This window comes from Micromonospora sp. WMMD710 (assembly GCF_029626045.1).
In the GTDB taxonomy this organism is placed as follows: domain Bacteria; phylum Actinomycetota; class Actinomycetes; order Mycobacteriales; family Micromonosporaceae; genus Micromonospora.
In genome coordinates this window covers 2,552,165-2,568,985 of sequence record NZ_JARUBD010000001.1, presented here as the reverse complement: position 1 = coordinate 2,568,985, position 16,821 = coordinate 2,552,165, and the positions used below count along the sequence as shown (strand labels likewise).

Genomic DNA, 16,821 nt, shown 5'->3' with positions numbered 1-16,821 from the left:
CACAGCGGAGAACGTCACCGGCGGCGTGGCGTGACCAGTCCCGATTCGTACGCCCACACGACCAACTGGGCGCGGTCGCGGCAGTGCAGCTTCGCCATCGCCCGGTTGACGTGTGTCTTGGCGGTCAACGGACTGATCACCATCCGCTGGGCGATCTCGTCATTGGCCAGCCCGCGGGCGACGAGTTCGACGATCTCCTGTTCGCGGGCGGTCAGAACCTCGCGTCCGGCCGCCGGCTCGGCCGGCGGTGGACCGGACACGAACTCGCTGATGAGCGTCCGGGTGACGGCCGGGGCGAGCAGCGCGTCGCCGCGAGCCACGACGGCAACGGCCTGCAGCAGGTCGGCGGGGTCGGCGTCCTTGAGGAGGAAACCGCTGGCGCCCGCGTGGAGTGCGGCGAACACGTAGGAGTCGAGCCCGTAGTTGGTGAGGATGAGGACGCGGACCGCGGTGAGGTCGGGGTCAGCGGCGATGCGGCGGGTGGCCTCGATGCCGTCGAGCCCGGGCATCTGCACGTCCATGAGCACGACGTCCGGGCGCAGGCGCCGCGACAGGTGGACGGCCGATGCGCCGTCGGTGGCTTCGCCGACGACCTCCAGGTCGTCTTCGGCGTCGAGGAGTGCCCGGAATCCGGCCCGCATCAGCGCCTGGTCGTCGGCGAGCAGGACCCGGATCATGCCGGGCCGTCCACCGGGAACGTCGCCCGTACGGTGAATCCGCAGTCGTCGCGGGCGGCGGCCCGCAGGGTGCCACCCAGCCCGGTCACCCGTTCCCGCATGCCCCGCAGGCCCACGCCCGGCGTCGTCGTCCGGCCCGGTGACGCCTGACCGTCGTCGGTGACCGAGACGGTCAGCTGTGCCGGGGCGTACTCGACGTGGATCTGCGCGGTGGCGGGGCCGGCGTGGCGGGCCACGTTGGTCAGGGCCTCCTGGACGACGCGGTACGCGGCCTGGTCGACCTCGGCCGGTAGCTCCCGTGCCGGACCGCTGACGGTCACCTGCACCGGTACGCCGGCCGCTCGGGTCCGCTCGGCGAGTTCGCCCACCCGGGCCAGTCCGACGCGGTCGTCATCGGTGGGGGAGCGCAGGACGTCGAGCGTGGTGCGTAGCTCCCGCATGGCGGCGCTGCTGGCCTCCTGGATCGCCAGCAGCGTCGCCGACGGTTCCTCGCCGCGTTTGCCGGCCAGGTGCACGGCGATCCCGGCCTGCACCTTGATCACCGAGATGCTGTGGGTCAGCGAGTCGTGCAGATCCCGGGCGATGCGAAGGCGCTCCTCCCCGGCGCGACGCAACGCCATCTCCTCGCGGGTGCGCTCCGCCTCGACGGCCCGCTGCTCGACCTGTTCGAGGTAGGCCCGGCGCTGCCGCGCGACGAGCCCGGCGACGTTGGCCGCCACGAACCAGCCCAGCAGGAGGGCGGTCCGCTCGACGATCAGCTGGCCGGGCCGTTCGGCGGGTGCGACCGAGATGTCGCGGGCCAGGAAGCCGCCGAGAAAGACGAGGCTGGCCAGGGCGGCGGCCGATCGGTGCCCCCGCCAGGCGGTGACGTAGACCGCGCCGAGGACGGGGAACGCGGCGGACACCCGGGGTGGACCCGGACGTGCAGGGCCAGCATGGCGGCGGTCACCACGCCCAGCGCCACCACCGGGTACCGCCGGCACACCGCCAGGGCCGCCGCCATGGCCAGGACCAGGGCGACGTCGGTCGCCCGGATCGCCGCGGCGTCCGGCGCGAGCGCGGCGTTGCCGAGCAGGAGGCCGCCGAGGGCGAGGCCACTGAGGGCGTACGGCAGGTCGCGGCGCATGGGTCGAACTGTAGAACGGGCGGTCATCAGCGAGCATCCGCCGCCTGCGGTAGAAGGGCGTACCGCGGACGCGGTATCGGCGGCCGGGCAAGTGTCTGCGGCGGCACGACGTGTTCCCGGCCCGTCGCGGCAAGCATCGAGCCCATGACATACCGCTTCTTCACCCCCGCCCCGGCGAAGGCCGCGACCGGTCTGACCGCAGAGGTCTACCGGCAGATGTGGGACGACTTCCTCGGGCCGGCGCCGACCTTCCAGGCACTCGCGGTCGTACCGGAGGTGCTGGCCGCGACCTGGGCGCTGATGCGCGAGGCCCTGCTCGCCGGGGACGAGTCCCGGGTCGACCGCGAGCTCGTCGCGTCGGCGGTGTCCCGGGCCAACCGCTGCCCGTTCTGCGTCGACGCCCACGTCATGCTGCTGCACGCGCTGGGCGAGCACGAGCTGGCCGAAACCATCGCCGGGGGTGGGACGCCGCCCGAGCCGAGGCGAGCCGAGCTGGTCGGCTGGGCCGAGGCGAGCCGCAGCCCGACAGCCACCGGCTGGACCAGCCGGTACGCCCCCGAGGTCACCGGCACCCTGCTCGCCTTCCACTTCATCAACCGGATCGTCTCGGCGCTCCTCAAGCCCGATCTGCTGCCCGGCGGCCTGCAACGCTCCCCGCTGGTGCGGTCGGTCGGGGGCCGGCTCTACGCCACGACGGCCCGGGGGCCGAAGGAGCCCGGCCGCAGCCTCCCGCTACTCGGCACCGGCACGACGGCGCCACCGGCATGGGCGGGGCAGAGCCCGGTCGGCGTCGCGTACGCGGCGTTGCGTACCGCCGCCAACCAGGGCGGTGACCTGCTGGGCGACGTGGCACGCCAGACCGTCCTGGCCACCGTGCGCTGGGAGGACGGGCGGTACCCGGCCCGGCCCTCGGACTGGGCCGTGGACCTGGTCCGGGACGTACCCGGCAGGGACCGTGTCGGGACACGGATCGCGTTGCTGGCGGCGTTCGCGCCCAGCGCGATCAGCGTGGGCGACGTCGCGCTCTGGCGGCTCTCCCATCCGCAGGACGCCGACCTCGTGCGGCTCGTCGCCTATGGGGCGATCACGGCCACCGATCACGTCGCCCGGGCACTCACCTCAGCGCACCTCTAGGAGGTCATCATGCGTAAGGCATTCGTCATCGTCAGCTCCCTGTTGCTCGTCTCGTTCGCCCTGCAGTTCGTCTTCGCCGCCGTGGTTGGGTTCACGAAACCCGCGGGCGACGGCGCGTACGCCCTGCACAGCGTCAACGGCATGGCGGTCATCCCCGTTCTCGCCCTGCTCACCGCCCTGTCCGCCGCGCTGGCGAAGGCACCGGGCCGGCTCATCGGCCTGGCGGTCCTGCCGATCGGGCTCGTGTTCCTGCAGGCGCTCATCGCCATGCTCGCGAACGCGTTCACCGACGCCGCCGGTGCCCGCACGCCGCTCGGCCTCACCATCGCCGGGCTGCACGCGGTCAACGGAATCGTGGCGGTGCACGTCGTGGTCGGCGTGCTCCGGGCGGCGCGCCAGCTGAACCGACCGGCGCCGGCAGTCGCCCGCGTGCCCGTGCGCGAGGGGGAGCCGGCATGACCACCGGTTCGCTCCTCGCGGTGGATCTCGTGATCGCGGTCCTGGCGGCCGCCGGATGGCTGGGCGGTGGCGCGGCGTCCGCCGCGCGGCGTCGCCCGCTCGCGCTGGGGCTGGCGGTCCTGGCGCTGCTCGCCACCCTCGCCCGGGCGGTCACCATCACCGCGCTCGCCCGCGCCGGCTGGTGGTTCGCGGCGGAGAAGATCCTCATCGCCGCCCCCCTGTCGCTCGCGGCGGTGGCCGTCGCCGGGCCGCGGCTGCTGCGGGCCCCGGGCGACATCCGGTCCGTCGCGGTCGCGCTCCTGTTCGCCGGGTACGCCCAGAGCGCCGCCCTGCTCGTGACGCTCCTGCACGGCTATCCCGCGTCGGCGGGAGTGGGGCTGCTGGCCGTTGCCGGGGTGCTCGCGGCCACCGCGGTCTCATGGCTCGCCCTCGGGGCGCGCCCGTCCCGCACGATGTCCCGAGTGGCCCTCGGGCTGGCCGCCGCGGCGCTGGTCACCGGAACCGGGCTGGTCGTCGCCCCGGGCGCCGCGCCCGGCGTACCGCATGCTCACGCAGATCGGGATGCGCGGACCGTCGGCGAACCGACCAGGCGGTTCACGCTGACGGCCGCGACCGCCACGGTGCGGGCGGGCGGCCGGGACGTCGCGGCGTGGGCGTTCAACGCGCAGGTCCCCGGCCCGGAGCTGACGGCCGCCGTCGGCGAGGTCATCGAGGTGACGGTGCGCAACCGGGACATCGATCGGGGCGTCACGCTGCACTGGCACGGCTACGACGTGCCGAACAGCCAGGACGGTGTGCCCGGCGTGACCCAGGCGGCGGTCCTGCCCGGGCAGGAGTTCGTCTACCGGTTCCGTGCCGACCAGGTCGGGACGTACTGGTACCACACGCATTCGGTCTCCGACGTCGGCGTGCGGATGGGCCTCTACGGTGTCCTGGTGGTGCACCCGGCACCGGTGACCGGCGTCGACGTCACGGTGCCGGTGCACACGCTGGCGGGCCGTGCGCTGCCCGAGCCGAGGACGGAGGCGGTCGGGGCGGGAGTGCCCGTGCGGCTACGGCTGATCAACACCGACAGCACGACCCACCGGTACGCGTTGGCCGGTGCTCCGTTCCGCGTCGCCGCGATCGACGGATCCGACCTGCGCGGCCCGACCTCGCTGGTGGACACCGCCGTGCAGATCCCGGCCGGGGGCCGCTACGACCTGGTGTTCACCGCGCCCGCCACGCCGGTGGCGCTGTTCGTCGACGGACGGGCCGTCTACTCGACCGGGTCGGTGTCGGCGGTGACCGCCGCCTGGCCGGTGCTGGATCCGCTCACCTACGGCGTCAGTTCGCCGGTGCCATGGCCGCGGTTCGACAGGCGGTTCACCCTCGTTCTCGACCGTGGTCTCGACCTGCACGGACTGCTTCCGCGCTACGCCCACACCGTCAACGGCGCGGCCGACCCGGACATCTCGCCGCAGGTCGTCCGCCTCGGCGACGTCGTGAGGTTCACGATCGTCAACCGGTCCCCGGTCGTGCACCCGTGGCACCTGCACGGACATCACGTCCTGATCCTGTCGCGCAACGGCCGGCCGGCGACCGGCAGCCCGTTGCGGTGGGACTCCTTCGACGTACGCCCCGGCGACGTGTGGGAGGTGGCGTTTCGGGCCGACAACCCGGGGATGTGGGCAAACCACTGCCACAACCTGGCGCACGCCGAGGCCGGGATGATGCTGCACCTGATGTACTCGTGATTCTCGGTGGGACGCCCGTCGGTCGAGGTGGTGAACGCGACGGGCGGTGGATGGCGAAACGTCGGCATTGGCGCGTGGTGAACGACGGCTATCCCGGACGGTGGTCCTGCATCGATCATTGCGACAGATCGATGTGAGTCATTCTCACCTCCTGGTGGACGCCCGGGCGCGGAGGGCGAGAGGTCGGCACCGGCAGCCGGGCGTACCGTACGGCCCGACTCCGCGTCCCCGGAGGATCGCCATGCCCAGACCCACAGTTCGTGCCCGACTCGCGGCGCTCACCGCCGCCACGTTGACCGCGAGCGTCCTGACGGTCACCCCGCCGTCGCCGGCGCTCGCGGCCACCACCTTCACCCCCGACGACTACTGCCTCGGCCAGTGCGCCGACATCCTGCCTCCCGGGCAGAACGGCAACGCCACGCTGGTCGCCATCCTGGCCCACCAGGCGCTCGGCACCCGCCCGGCACACTCCAGCGACCAGCTCGACGAGTACGCGAACCTGGTCTACAACTACGCCGGGCTGACCGACGAGCAGATCGCCCACTTCTACAACGACGCCTCGTTCGGCGTCCCCGCCGCCCAGGTCGAGAGCACCGTGTCGCCACGCTCGGACGTCACCATCGTGCGTGACAAGGCCACCGGCGTCCCACACGTCACCGGCACGACCCGCGCCGGCACCATGTTCGGCGCGGGCTACGCCGGGGCTCAGGACCGGCTCTGGGTGATGGACCTGCTGCGCCATGCCGGCCGCGGCACGCTCACCTCGTTCGCCGGCGGCGCACCCGGCAACCGCGAGCTGGAGCAGAGCATCTGGGCCAACTCGCCGTACTCGGAGGCGGACCTGCAGGCCCAGGTGGACGCGCTGCGCACCAAGGGCGCCCGGGGCCAGCAGCTCTACACCGACGTCGTCGACTACATCGCCGGCATCAACGCCTACATCGACAAGTCGATCGCCGACGACAACTACCCCGGCGAGTACGTGCTGGCCGGCGCCGGCAAACCGACGCACTTCACCATGACCGACCTGATCGCCACCGCCGGTGTGGTCGGCGGGCTCTTCGGCGGAGGTGGCGGCAGCGAGATCCAGTCCGCACTGGTCCGGGTGGCCGCCCGAGCCAGGTACGGGGCCACCGAGGGCGACCGGGTCTGGCAGGCGTTCCGTTCACAGAACGACCCGGAAACGGTGCTCACGCTGCACGACGGGCAGAGCTTCCCGTACGGCGCGACACCACCCGGTGCGACCGGCGCGGTGCTTCCGGACGCCGGCACGGTGACCGCCGAACCCCTCGCCTACGACGCCAGCGGCGGTGCCGCCGCCCGCACCGGCGGCAGCACCGCCACCCAGGGGTTGCTCGGCGGCCTGGCCAACCTGCGCGCGCACGGCATGTCCAACGCCGTGGTGGTCTCCGGGCGGCACACCACCACCGGCAACCCGGTGGCCGTGTTCGGCCCGCAGACCGGTTACTTCGCCCCGCAACTGCTCATGCTCCAGGAGCTGCAGGGGCCGGGGATCAGCGCCCGCGGTGCCGCGTTCGCCGGGCTGAACCTTTACGTCCTGCTCGGCCGCGGCCAGGACTACGCGTGGAGCGCCACCTCCGCCTCCCAGGACCTGACCGACACGTACGCGGTGCCGCTGTGCACCACCGACGGCAGCGCGCCGACGCTGCGCACCAACCGCTACCTCTACCACGGGCAGTGTGTCGCCATGGAGGCGTTGGAGCAGCGCAACTCCTGGTCGCCGACGCTGGCCGACTCCACCCCGGCCGGCTCGTACACGCTGCGCGCACTGCGCACGAAGTACGGGCTGGTCGCGTACCGGGGGTTGGTGAACGGGCAGCCGACCGCGTTCACCAAGCTGCGCTCCACCTACCGGCACGAGGCCGACTCGGCGATCGGCTTCCAGGCGTACAACGACCCGTCGGCGATGGGCAGCGCGGCGGCGTTCCAGGCGTCTGCGGCCAGCGTCGGGTACGCGTTCAACTGGTTCTACGTCAACTCGACGGAGGCGGCGTACTACAACTCCGGGTCGAACCCAGTCCGACCCGCCAGCGCCGACCCGAATCTGCCGACGAAGGCCGAGCCGGCGTACGAGTGGGCCGGCTGGAACCCGGACACCAACGACGCCAGCTACACCCCGGCTTCGGCCCATCCGCAGTCGGTCAACCAGGACTACTACGTCAGCTGGAACAACAAGCAGGCGAAGGACTTCGGCGCGGCCGACGGCAACTTCAGCTTCGGCTCCGTACACCGGGCTCAGCTGCTCGACGGCCCGGTGCGCGCCGCGATCGCTCAGCGCAAGCTCGGCCGCGCCGACGTCGTCACGATCATGGCGGACGCGGCGGTGACCGACCTGCGCGGCCAGCAGGTTCTCGGCGAGCTGCTGCGGGTGCTGGACAGCGCGCCGGTCACCGACCCGGCGCTGGCCGACGCGATCGGCAAGCTGCGGGCCTGGCAGCAGGCCGGCACCCGACGGGTGGAGACGGCCCCCGGCTCAAAGGTCTACCAGCACGCCGACGCCATTCGGATCTTCGACGCCTGGTGGCCGCTGCTGGCCTCGGCCGAGTTCCGTCCCGGCCTCGGACCGGACCTCTACGCCGCGCTGGTCGATGCCATCGAGGTGAACGAGGCGCCGTCCGGCGGCCAGAACGGCGGCCGTGACGGCACGGTGAGCTGGGCGTTGCAGGGGCAGGCGCACAAGGGCTCGTCGTTCCAGCACGGCTGGTGGGGCTACGTCGACAAGGACCTGCGCACCGTGCTCGGCGACCCGGTGGCCGGCGGCCTGGGCCGCGCGTACTGCGGCAACGGCAACCTCGGCGCCTGCCGGCAGGCGTTGCTCGACGCGCTCGGCCACGCCGCGACGGTGCCGGCCGGCACGGTCTATCCCGGCGACAAGTCCTGCGGGGCCGGTGACCAGTGGTGCGCCGACTCGATCGCCCAGTCCGGCCTGGGCGGCATCACCCACCCGCTGATCGCCTGGCAGAACCGCCCCACCTACCAGCAGGTCGTCTCGTTCCCGGCGCGTCGGGGCGACGACCTCACCAACCTGGCCCAGGGCCGCCCGGCCACCGCGTCGAGCACCCAGTTCCTGACCAGCTACACCCCGGGCAAGGCGGTCGACGGCAGCCTCGGCAGCCGGTGGGCCAGCAGTTACAACGACAACCAGTGGCTCCGGGTCGACCTCGGCGCGGCCCGCACCGTCAGCCGGGCGGTGCTGCGGTGGGAATCCGCTCACGCCACCTCGTACCGGATCGAGGTCTCCGGCGACGGCAGTTCCTGGACGCCGGTGTTCGCCACCACCACCGGCGACGGCGGCGTCGACAACGCCACGTTCGCCCCGGTCAGCGCCCGTTACGTTCGGGTGTACGGGGTCAAGCGGGCCACCTCGTACGGGTTCTCGCTCTACGAATTCGAGCTCTACGGACGGTGACCCTGACCGCGGGGCCGGCGGGAACCACCCGCCGGCCCCGCGGGGGCGTGCGGCGTCGGGCTGCCACCGGTCGCCCAGGTGCGCTGGGGTCAGCTCAGCGTGAAGGACGCGTCGTCGACGTCGAAGGCCGTGGTGCCGTTGCCGGCCGTCTCGCTGGCGACGAAGCTGACCGTCGCGGTGCGCTCGGTCGTCGCCGTCCCGGTCGACATGCTGTATTGACGCCACTGCGACCCGCCGTCGAAGGCCAGCGAGAACCTCGTCTTCGGAGGTATCCCGGTGACCGCCATCCCGACGTTCAGGTAGTCACCGCGGGTAATTTCCGTGGTGGTGGTCCGCACCCAGAAGCGGACCGTCAGGTCGCAGGTGGCCGGCACGGTGACGGTGGTGCGCAGCAGATCGCCCCGCGTCACGTCCAGTCCCGCGAAGGTGGCGTACGCGTGGCCGGTGTGCGCGGGCCGGGTCGCGTCGCCGAACACGACGATGCGGGGCCCGGCGGTCCAGCCGGTGGTGCCGCGCTCGAACCCCGGGTTCGGGTGGATCCGCCCGGCGCAGGGCACGTCGGCCGCCGGCTGGCCGTACGTTGCGCCGCTCGTCGCCAGAAGCAGCAGGGCTGCCGCCGAGGCGGTGGTGACGAAGACCTTCATCAGTCCTCCCCGTGTCGATATATTCGTAGCTATCGATGCAGGTTGACCATGCGTGATGGACGCCGACGCGTCAAGCCCTTCCCGGGGACCGGCCCGCGCTACCGGCGGCTGCGGGCGGCGGCCTCCTCGTCGAGCAGGTCGTTGAGCGTCAGCGCTGAGTTGATCAACGAGAGGTGACTGAACGCCTGGGGGTAGTTGCCGATCTGCTCCCCGGTCGCGGCGATCTCCTCGGCATACAGGCCGAGGTGGTTGCTGAAGGTGAACATCTTCTCGAACGTGAGTCGGGCGTCGTCGAGGCGGCCGGATCGGGCCAGCGCCTCGACGTACCAGAAGGTGCACATGTTGAACGTGCCCTCATGGCCGGGGAGCCCGTCCGGGGAGTGGACCGGGTCATACCGGTGGACCAGGCTGTCGGAGACCAGTTCGCGTTCGATCGCCGCCAACGTGGACTGCCACAGGGGGTCGCTCGGGGTGACGAAACCGACCGACGGCATGGCGAGCAGGGCCGCGTCCAGCACGCTCTCGTCGTACGCCTGCACGAACGTGCCACGGCCCCGGTCGTATCCGCGAGCCATGACCTGGTCGTAGATGTGGTTGCGTTGCTCGGTCCAGCCGGTGACGTTCCCGGGCCGGCCGGTCCGAAGAGCCAGGCGGACGGCCCGGTCCAGTGCGACCCAGGACATCACCCGGCCGAAGGTGTAGTTGCGGGGGTGGTGGCGGCTCTCCCAGATGCCGGCGTCGGCCTGATCCCAGTGCTCGCAGAGCCAGTCGACAAGCCGGACGGTGCTCTTCCACACCTGGTGCGAGACGCGGATACCCTGCTCGTCCGCGAGATGCATGGCGTAGAGCGCCTCGCCGTGGATGTCGAGCTGGAGCTGGTCGGCGGCACCGTTGCCGATCCGCACCGGCCGCGAGCCGCGGTAGCCCTCCAGGTGATCGAGGACCTCCTCGTGCAGGTCGGAGGAGCCGTCCACCCGGTACATGATCTTCAGGGGGTCCTGCATGTCGCCGGCCTCGCGGATCCGCTCGTCCAGCCAGTCCATGTACCGGCTGACCTCCTCGGTGAAGCCGAGGCCGAGCAGCGCGTGCACCGAGAACGACGTGTCCCGGACCCAGGTGTAGCGGTAGTCCCAGTTGCGGGTGCCGCCCACCAGTTCGGGCAGCGCGGCGGTGGGAGCCGCGATCATCGCGCCGGTCGGCGCGTACGTCATGAGTTTCAACGTGATGGCGGAGCGCTCGACCATCTCCCGCCAACGGCCGGTGTAACGGGAGCGTTCGAGCCAGCGCCGCCAGTAGTCCCGGGTCCACTCGAACATGCCCTGGATCTCCTCGGGCGGAATGATCCGCGGCTCGGTGCCGGCAGTCTCCAGGACCACCCCGCCGGTGTCGCCCTCGTTCAGGGTGCCGTACCCGACGAGGTCGCCGCCCTCAATGCGGATGCTGCCGCGTTCGGAGATCAACCGCCGTGCCGGGTCGACCGGGTTGAATGTCAGCGACGTCGACCGGCCGCGAAAGACGTAGCCGTTGCGGTGGGTTTCCAACCGATGCTCATCGCGGGCGTAGTCGAACCGCGGCCGGCACTCCACCCGGAAGCGCATGCTGCCCCGGACCATGGTGACGATGCGGACCAGACGGTGCGCGTCGGTGGCCCGCTCGCCGGTGACCGGCATGAAGTCCATCACCTCGGCCACCCCGTCGGCGCTGATGAACCGGGTGATCAGGATCGGTGTGCCGGGGAGGTAGAGCTGTTTGGTCACGTACCGCACGTCGTGCGGCGCGATCCGGAAGTAGCCGCCCTTCTCCTTGTCCAACAGCGCGGCGAAGATGCTCGGCGAGTCGAAACGCGGTGCGCAGAACCAGTCGACCGTCCCGTCACACGTCACCAGCGCGGCGGTCTGCAGGTCGCCGATGAGTCCGTGATCCTCGATCGCCGGATAACTGTCCACGTCTCTCCCCGGTTCGGCTGCGTCCTGCGCATCGAACCTAGGGGGAGAATTGTCGAGTCAGGCGAGATTCACGTTCCGCCACCCGGCCGCGTGCGTCAGCGCTTGCGGGCGACCCCAGCGAGCATGGTGTGGTAGCTGTCCTTCTGCTCGGCTACGGCCTCGCCGTCGGGCCGCCACTCGGCCAGCGGCACCAGCCCCGGTTCGATCAGCTCGAAGTCGCCGAAGAACGCCTCGATCTCGGCACGGCGGCGCCAGCGCCCGGTGCCGAGGCTCTCGTTGAACACCCGCTCGGCGTCCCGCACCGTCGCGGACGTCTCCGGATGCTCCTCGGCCGGATCCCAGAAATGAATGATCGCCAGATGGCTGCCGGACGGCAGCGCGTCGCGCAGGGTCGCCGCGATCGCGCCCGGGTCCTCCGCGTCGTTCAGATGGTGCAGGACCGAGAAGAGCAGCAGACCGATCGGTTGGGTGAAGTCGAGCCTCTCCCGCACGACGGCGTGCCCGAGGATCGTCTCGGGGGAGCGGATGTCCGCCTCGATCAGCACGCTGGTGCCGTCGCCGGCGAGCAGCGCGTGCCCGTGCACCAGCACCGACGGATCGTTGTCGACGTAGACGACCCGCGCCGCCGGATCAACCTCGTGCGCGACCTGGTGCACGTTGGTCTCGGTGGGTAGCCCCGAACCGATGTCGAGGAACTGCCGGATGCCGGCCTCGGCCGCCAGATGACGCACCACCCGGCGCAGCAGGGCCCGGCACGCGCGCCCTGCCTCCTGCGCGTCCGGCATGATCTCCAGCGCGCGCTGCGCGACCATCCGGTCGACCGCGAAGTGATCGGGTGGCGCTCAACTCCGGCACGGCCTTCGGCGCGGGCGGCGCCGGTCACGTCCGGCTGAATCTGGCCACCGCGCCGGAGCTGATCACCGAAGCGGTACGCCGGATGGCCGCCGCCGTCGCCGCGCCACCGGCGCCCACCGCAACCTGTTCACCGCATGCGAGCCCAGTACCGCAGTGATAAGCGTCGAGCCGTAGCCTCACCACGGATCCTGCCTCGCCTGCGCAATCACACTCGAGCTTCCATCAACACACGCATCGGAATGAACCGTTCCGCAACGCTACGCGTTGAAGATGCAGATCGCATAGAGGAGGATGTCGTCCCCATGACACAGCCAGACCACCCGAAACAGCCGGAAACGAACCTTCCGTTGGCGAACAGGAACGCCAACGGTTTCTTCGAACCGATCGCCGGCACACCTCCCCTGCTGCCGCCTGAACCGGGACATCACGTCATCTTGGAACCAGTGGCGTCAGTCGGCCTACTACAGAGAGCATTTCACTCCTTCCTTACCGGACGAAGAGGGAAGACAGCACCTCCCAGTGGCCAGAGCCCACAAGGAGAGCCACCGTCCGGTCCCAGGCGCGGCCACCCGGCCGTTGCCCCCGCTACGGCCAGGACGGCGCCGCCGAGGGCTGCAGAAGCCCCTCGACAGGACCGCGGCCCGCACGCAACCGGTGCCCCGACTTCCCGAAGGGGACAGCGGCCCGAGAGGCCGGACAGCGGCCTCGCGTTCGGCCACTACAACGGCTTCGCGTCCTTTGCAGGACTCGAATCTCCGGCAGCGCGACAGTCAGGCGCACCCGCCACCAGCCAGCACACAGCCTCACCTGGCGGCCAACCCCCACTGAAGCCGGGAAATCCGTCGATCGACTCCGCGCCCCCGAGGACTCGCTCGCCTCGCTGACCGTCCAACAGGACGCCGATGAACACCCGCAGCTCAACCCATACGAGCTGAGCATCGGCGGTCCTGACCCGGCCCGTGATAGAGCTGAGCTGAGGAGCACCGGACGATGGACGACCGGACCCGCGCACTCCTCGACGCGGCCGTACGCGAACAGCTCCATGCCCACGGGCGGATCCTGCCGCCGTGGCGAGCCACCCGCAGATCGAGCGGTACAGCATTGGCTGGCGCATGGGCGACGGTGAGTGGCATCTGATGGTGTGGTGGCACTGGTGGGAGGCCGCGCCCATGGACGAGGCTGAGGGGATCGCCTACTTCCAGGCCGATGAGCCGCCGCGCGCGTGGCGGGACTGGGTCACGCACCAACTCTGGCCGGAAATGGACATCGGCGAAGGCGTACGCCGGCTGGCCGAGCATGGGATCGGCACTGCGGGGTGACGATGTGTGCTGACCGGAGATGGGCTGCCACAGGTGCGGCGCCGTCGTAAGCGCTGGTCACGCCCGCGGTCCCCCGATCGGCTCGTGACATGATGGCGCCCATGGGGAAACAACAGGACGTCGGCGGGCCCAATCGTCACAGTGCGTCAGGTGCCGCCACGGACGGTGCGACGGGTGGCGGCGCCGCTACGCGGCTCGTCGTCGCGCAGGACCCCACGACCGCACAGATGACCCTCATCGACCTGGCGTCCGACCCGTCGGCCGTGGTCCGTAAGGCGGTCGCATCCCGCACGGACGCGCCCGCGCAGGCACTGCGACCGCTGGCTCGGGATCATGATCGTCACGTCCGAGAGGCCGTGGCGAGAAATCCCTCGACCTCGATCGGCAATCTCCTGCTCCTCGTCAAGGACGCCGACCGGTGGGTCCGCTGGGCGGTCGCCGGCAACCCAGACGTGGACGGCCCGACCGGCACCTTCCAGGACGAGGCCGGGGACTTGCCCTGGTAGGGGAGCCGGAACGACCGGGCGATGCGCCGGCCACCCCTGCGGTGCGGGCCGGCGCATCGGGACCGGTCCCGGATGTGGCCGGTCAGCGGCGCCGGCTGGTGTTGAGCCGAGCGGCCTGACGGGTCAGGTGGTCGCGCTCGGCGAGGTTGGGGGCCTTGCGGGCCGCCTCGACGTACAACCGCGCCGCCGTCGCCAGGTCGCCGTCGCGCTCGTGCAGGTACGCGGCCACCGCCGAGTGGCGGGGCAGCGAGTCGTCCAGCGCCGCGAGCGCCGCCAGACCGGCGCGCGGTCCATCGGCCTCGCCGACGGCCACCGCGCGGTTGAGCCGTACGACCGGGCTGTCGGTCAGCCGCGCGAGCTCGTCGTACCACTCGACGATCTGCACCCAGTCGGTCTCCTCGGCGGTGGGCGCGTCGGCGTGGAGGGCGGCGATGGCGGCCTGCGCCTGGAACTCGCCCAGCCGGTCCCGGGCGAGGGCGGCCTGGAGGATCTGGACGCCTTCGGCGATCGACGCGGTGTCCCATCGGCGGCGGTCCTGCTCGGCGAGCGGCACGAGGCTGCCGTCCGGTGCGGTACGGGTCGCGCGCCGGGCGTGGTGCAGCAGCATGAGGGCGAGCAGCCCCGCCACCTCGGGATGGTCGATCGTGGCGGCGAGTTGCCGGGTGAGCCGGATGGCCTCGGCGGCGAGGTCGACCTCGCCGGAGTAGCCCTCGTTGAAGACCAGGTAGAGCACGCGCAGCACGGTGGCGACGTCGCCGGGCTGGTCGAACCGCACGCCGGAGACGGTGCGCTTGGCCCGACTGATGCGTTGCGCCATGGTCGCCTCGGGCACCAGGTAGGCATGGGCGATCTGGCGCGTGGTCAGCCCGCCGACGGCGCGCAGCGTGAGCGCGACCGCCGACGACGGTGTCAGCGACGGGTGGGCGCACAGGAAGTAGAGCTGCAACGTGTCGTCCACGGTCGGCGCGGGCCCGGGTGCCGGCTCGTCGTCGACGAGGTCCTCACGCCGTCGGCGGGCCGCGTCCGCCCGGGTCGCGTCGAGGAACCGGCGCCACGCCACGGTCACCAGCCACCCCTTCGGATCCCGCGGCATGTCGGTCGGCCAGACGCGGACCGCCTCGACCAGCGCGTCCTGCACGGCGTCCTCGGCCGCCGCGAAGTCGACTCCGCGGCGGCCGAGGATCCCGAGCACGCTCGGCGTGAGGCTCCGCAGCAGAGCCTCGTCCAGCTGTGCGGTCATTCCGTGATGGTGGGCGGTTCGGTGAGGAACGGGCGCAGCTCGAGCCACTCGTGGATCGGCTTCCCGCCCGCCCCGGGGGCGGCCGACAGCTCCCCGGCCAATTCGACGGCCCGCTCGTACGTGTCGACGTCGATCACCATCCAGCCGGCGATGAGGTCCTTGGTCTCGGCGAACGGGCCGTCGGTGACCGGCGGGTTCCCCTCGCCGTCGTACCGGACGAACGTCCCCTCCGGCGCGAGTGCCTGACCGTCGACGAACTCACCGGTCTGCTCGAGCCGGGCGGCGAAGTCGTTCATGTACTGGATGTGCGCCGAGATCTCCTCCGGCGTCCACTGGTCCATCGGCACGTCGTTCACCGCGGCCGGAGCGCCCCGGTAGTGCTTGAGCAGCAGGTACTTGGCCATGGTCTGTCTCTCCTCGGTGCGGCTGCGACCCATCCTGGTCGCGTTCACCTCGGGGACGGAGCCGGGGTCGAGATCTCGACATGGCGGCGCGAACTTTTTCTGACACGTCTCTGGCGTGGCGGCCGGGGCCGCCACGCCGGAGATGCGGTGTCCGAGGAATGCTTCAGGTCAGCCGGTGCTGCAGGTGACGGTCGGCCAGGTCCAGTTGCCGTTGGCCATGATCGTTATCCCGAAGGTGTTGCCGTTGCCGTTCGGTCTGGCGGTGACGGTGCCGCTCGTGCCGCTGACCGACGCGTTCCAGCTGTTCTGGATGCTCTGGCCGCCGCCGAGGCCGAGGCTGACGACCCAGGTGCTGGTGCCGCTGACCGCCACGTTGAGGTTGAACCGGTCGCCCCACTGCTGGCCGGCGGAGAGCGTCGCGGTGCAGTTGCCGGTCCCCGGATTGCCGGTGGTGGGCCCGGAGGTCGGGTTGCCGCCACTGCCCTCCCGGACGGTGATGTCGGAGCTTCCGCTGCTCTGGTAGCCCTCGGTGGCCATGATCTGGTAGCTGTGGTTGGTGCCGAGGTTCAAGCCGGCGCGGGCCCAGGCGTCGAAGTGGTTGGCGGTGGTGATGGTGCCGCTTGAGCGCTTCTGCTGCCGGACGCTCCAGTACTGGTAGAACGTCTGGTTGCCGTCGATCGACGGGGCGTTGACCCGCTGGCTGCGCAGGATGTCGTAGGTGCCACCGTCGGTGGTGACGGTGCCCATGCGCTGGGCGCCGCTGCTCGGGTTGTAGCTGCCGAAGTTCTCCACCACGTAGTACTCGATGAGCGGGTTGCGCGTCCATCCGTACAGCGCGAGGTACGTGTTGTTGTTGCCCGGGTTGTAGCTGCCCGAGTAGGTGACGGTCCGGCGGCTGCCGGTGGCCCAACCCTTGCCGCCGACCCAGTTGTTGGTGCTCCTGTCCCAACTGCTGCTGTATCGGCCGTCGGCCCGCAGCGTCATGCTGGCGTTGCCGCTGTCCTTCCAGAAGGAGAAGAAGTAGCCGTTGTGCGTGCCGGTGAGGTTCGAGGTGAGGGTCCGGTCGGCCTCGGCGTACGCGTTGGTGGCCGTCATCGTGCCCGTGAGGGCCAGGACGGCCGCGCATGCGGCGCCGAGGAGCAGCCGTATCCGGCCGCGCCTCCTCGGTGGGGTGGGGGTGTGACTGGTGTCGGTCATGAACCTGTTCCTCCTCGTGGCGGCCGGCTGTCGGTGGCCCGGTGACGGCCACCGGCGTGGTGCCGCCTGGTGGTGGTGGCCGGTCGTCCTGCGCGACGACCGGAGGAGTGGGTCGCGGTGAGTGGGAGTGACGACAATCGAGCGCCGTCGA

General features: G+C 71.3%; 14 protein-coding genes and 1 pseudogene. 7 read left to right on the top strand and 8 right to left on the bottom strand.

Annotated elements, in window-relative coordinates; all coding sequences use genetic code 11:
* Nucleotides 1–14 precede the first annotated feature (14 nt).
* Both O7620_RS11770 and O7620_RS11765 read right to left on the bottom strand, forming a co-directional pair.
* Nucleotides 15–677: a response regulator transcription factor gene (locus O7620_RS11770; protein WP_278123069.1), complete on the bottom strand. Its 663-nt coding sequence runs from the start codon at nucleotides 675–677 to the stop codon at nucleotides 15–17.
* Nucleotides 674–1,582 (bottom strand): sensor histidine kinase, encoded by a 909-nt coding sequence (locus O7620_RS11765; protein WP_278123068.1) that lies wholly within the window; start codon nucleotides 1,580–1,582, stop codon nucleotides 674–676. The genes O7620_RS11770 and O7620_RS11765 overlap by 4 nt, the downstream gene beginning before the upstream one ends.
* A 365-nt stretch (nucleotides 1,583–1,947) precedes the next feature.
* Between O7620_RS11765 and O7620_RS11760 the strand changes: the two genes are divergently transcribed.
* From O7620_RS11760 to O7620_RS11745, 4 genes are all read left to right on the top strand, one after another.
* Complete coding sequence (locus tag O7620_RS11760) at nucleotides 1,948–2,937, top strand: carboxymuconolactone decarboxylase family protein (protein ID WP_278123067.1); 990 nt, start codon at nucleotides 1,948–1,950, stop codon at nucleotides 2,935–2,937.
* Nucleotides 2,938–2,946: 9 nt separating this feature from the next.
* On the top strand, nucleotides 2,947–3,396 hold the full coding sequence (locus O7620_RS11755) for a DUF6220 domain-containing protein (RefSeq protein WP_278123066.1): 450 nt from the start codon (nucleotides 2,947–2,949) through the stop codon (nucleotides 3,394–3,396).
* Nucleotides 3,393–5,132, top strand: a complete 1,740-nt coding sequence (locus O7620_RS11750; RefSeq protein WP_278123065.1) for a multicopper oxidase family protein — start codon at nucleotides 3,393–3,395, stop codon at nucleotides 5,130–5,132. The genes O7620_RS11755 and O7620_RS11750 overlap by 4 nt, the downstream gene beginning before the upstream one ends.
* A gap of 241 nt (nucleotides 5,133–5,373) precedes the next feature.
* On the top strand, nucleotides 5,374–8,559 hold the full coding sequence (locus tag O7620_RS11745; protein WP_278123064.1) for a penicillin acylase family protein: 3,186 nt from the start codon (nucleotides 5,374–5,376) through the stop codon (nucleotides 8,557–8,559).
* An 89-nt stretch (nucleotides 8,560–8,648) separates the two neighbouring features.
* Here O7620_RS11745 and O7620_RS11740 read toward each other — a convergent pair whose 3' ends face one another.
* The 3 genes from O7620_RS11740 to O7620_RS11730 all read right to left on the bottom strand — a co-directional run bounded on the left by O7620_RS11740 (nucleotide 8,649) and on the right by O7620_RS11730 (nucleotide 11,961).
* Nucleotides 8,649–9,203 carry a hypothetical protein gene (locus tag O7620_RS11740; RefSeq protein ID WP_278123063.1) on the bottom strand — a complete coding sequence of 185 codons (555 nt, stop codon included), beginning with the start codon at nucleotides 9,201–9,203 and terminating at the stop codon, nucleotides 8,649–8,651.
* Between the two features lie 98 nt (nucleotides 9,204–9,301).
* Nucleotides 9,302–11,149, bottom strand: a complete 1,848-nt coding sequence (locus O7620_RS11735; RefSeq protein ID WP_278123062.1) for a glycoside hydrolase family 15 protein — start codon at nucleotides 11,147–11,149, stop codon at nucleotides 9,302–9,304.
* A gap of 95 nt (nucleotides 11,150–11,244) precedes the next feature.
* Nucleotides 11,245–11,961, bottom strand: coding sequence for an SAM-dependent methyltransferase (locus tag O7620_RS11730; protein WP_278123061.1), 717 nt, complete (start codon nucleotides 11,959–11,961; stop codon nucleotides 11,245–11,247).
* Between the two features lie 20 nt (nucleotides 11,962–11,981).
* On the opposite strand from O7620_RS11730, the pseudogene O7620_RS11725 reads away from it, so the two are divergent.
* The 3 genes and pseudogenes from O7620_RS11725 to O7620_RS11715 form a co-directional block, all read left to right on the top strand.
* Nucleotides 11,982–12,161 (top strand): annotated as a pseudogene (locus O7620_RS11725) (hypothetical protein); the annotation flags it as partial.
* A 910-nt stretch (nucleotides 12,162–13,071) separates the two neighbouring features.
* Nucleotides 13,072–13,323: a hypothetical protein gene (locus tag O7620_RS11720; protein ID WP_278123060.1), complete on the top strand. Its 252-nt coding sequence runs from the start codon at nucleotides 13,072–13,074 to the stop codon at nucleotides 13,321–13,323.
* Between the two features lie 227 nt (nucleotides 13,324–13,550).
* Nucleotides 13,551–13,829, top strand: coding sequence for a hypothetical protein (locus tag O7620_RS11715; protein ID WP_278123059.1), 279 nt, complete (start codon nucleotides 13,551–13,553; stop codon nucleotides 13,827–13,829).
* A gap of 82 nt (nucleotides 13,830–13,911) precedes the next feature.
* On the opposite strand, the gene O7620_RS11710 is transcribed toward O7620_RS11715, so the two are convergent.
* The 3 genes from O7620_RS11710 to O7620_RS11700 form a co-directional block, all read right to left on the bottom strand.
* Nucleotides 13,912–15,057, bottom strand: coding sequence for a DUF6596 domain-containing protein (locus tag O7620_RS11710; RefSeq protein WP_278126962.1), 1,146 nt, complete (start codon nucleotides 15,055–15,057; stop codon nucleotides 13,912–13,914).
* An 8-nt stretch (nucleotides 15,058–15,065) separates the two neighbouring features.
* Nucleotides 15,066–15,473, bottom strand: a complete 408-nt coding sequence (locus tag O7620_RS11705; RefSeq protein WP_151489002.1) for a YciI family protein — start codon at nucleotides 15,471–15,473, stop codon at nucleotides 15,066–15,068.
* Nucleotides 15,474–15,641: 168 nt separating this feature from the next.
* Nucleotides 15,642–16,670 carry a glycoside hydrolase family 11 protein gene (locus O7620_RS11700; RefSeq protein ID WP_278123058.1) on the bottom strand — a complete coding sequence of 343 codons (1,029 nt, stop codon included), beginning with the start codon at nucleotides 16,668–16,670 and terminating at the stop codon, nucleotides 15,642–15,644.
* Nucleotides 16,671–16,821: the final 151 nt, after the last annotated feature.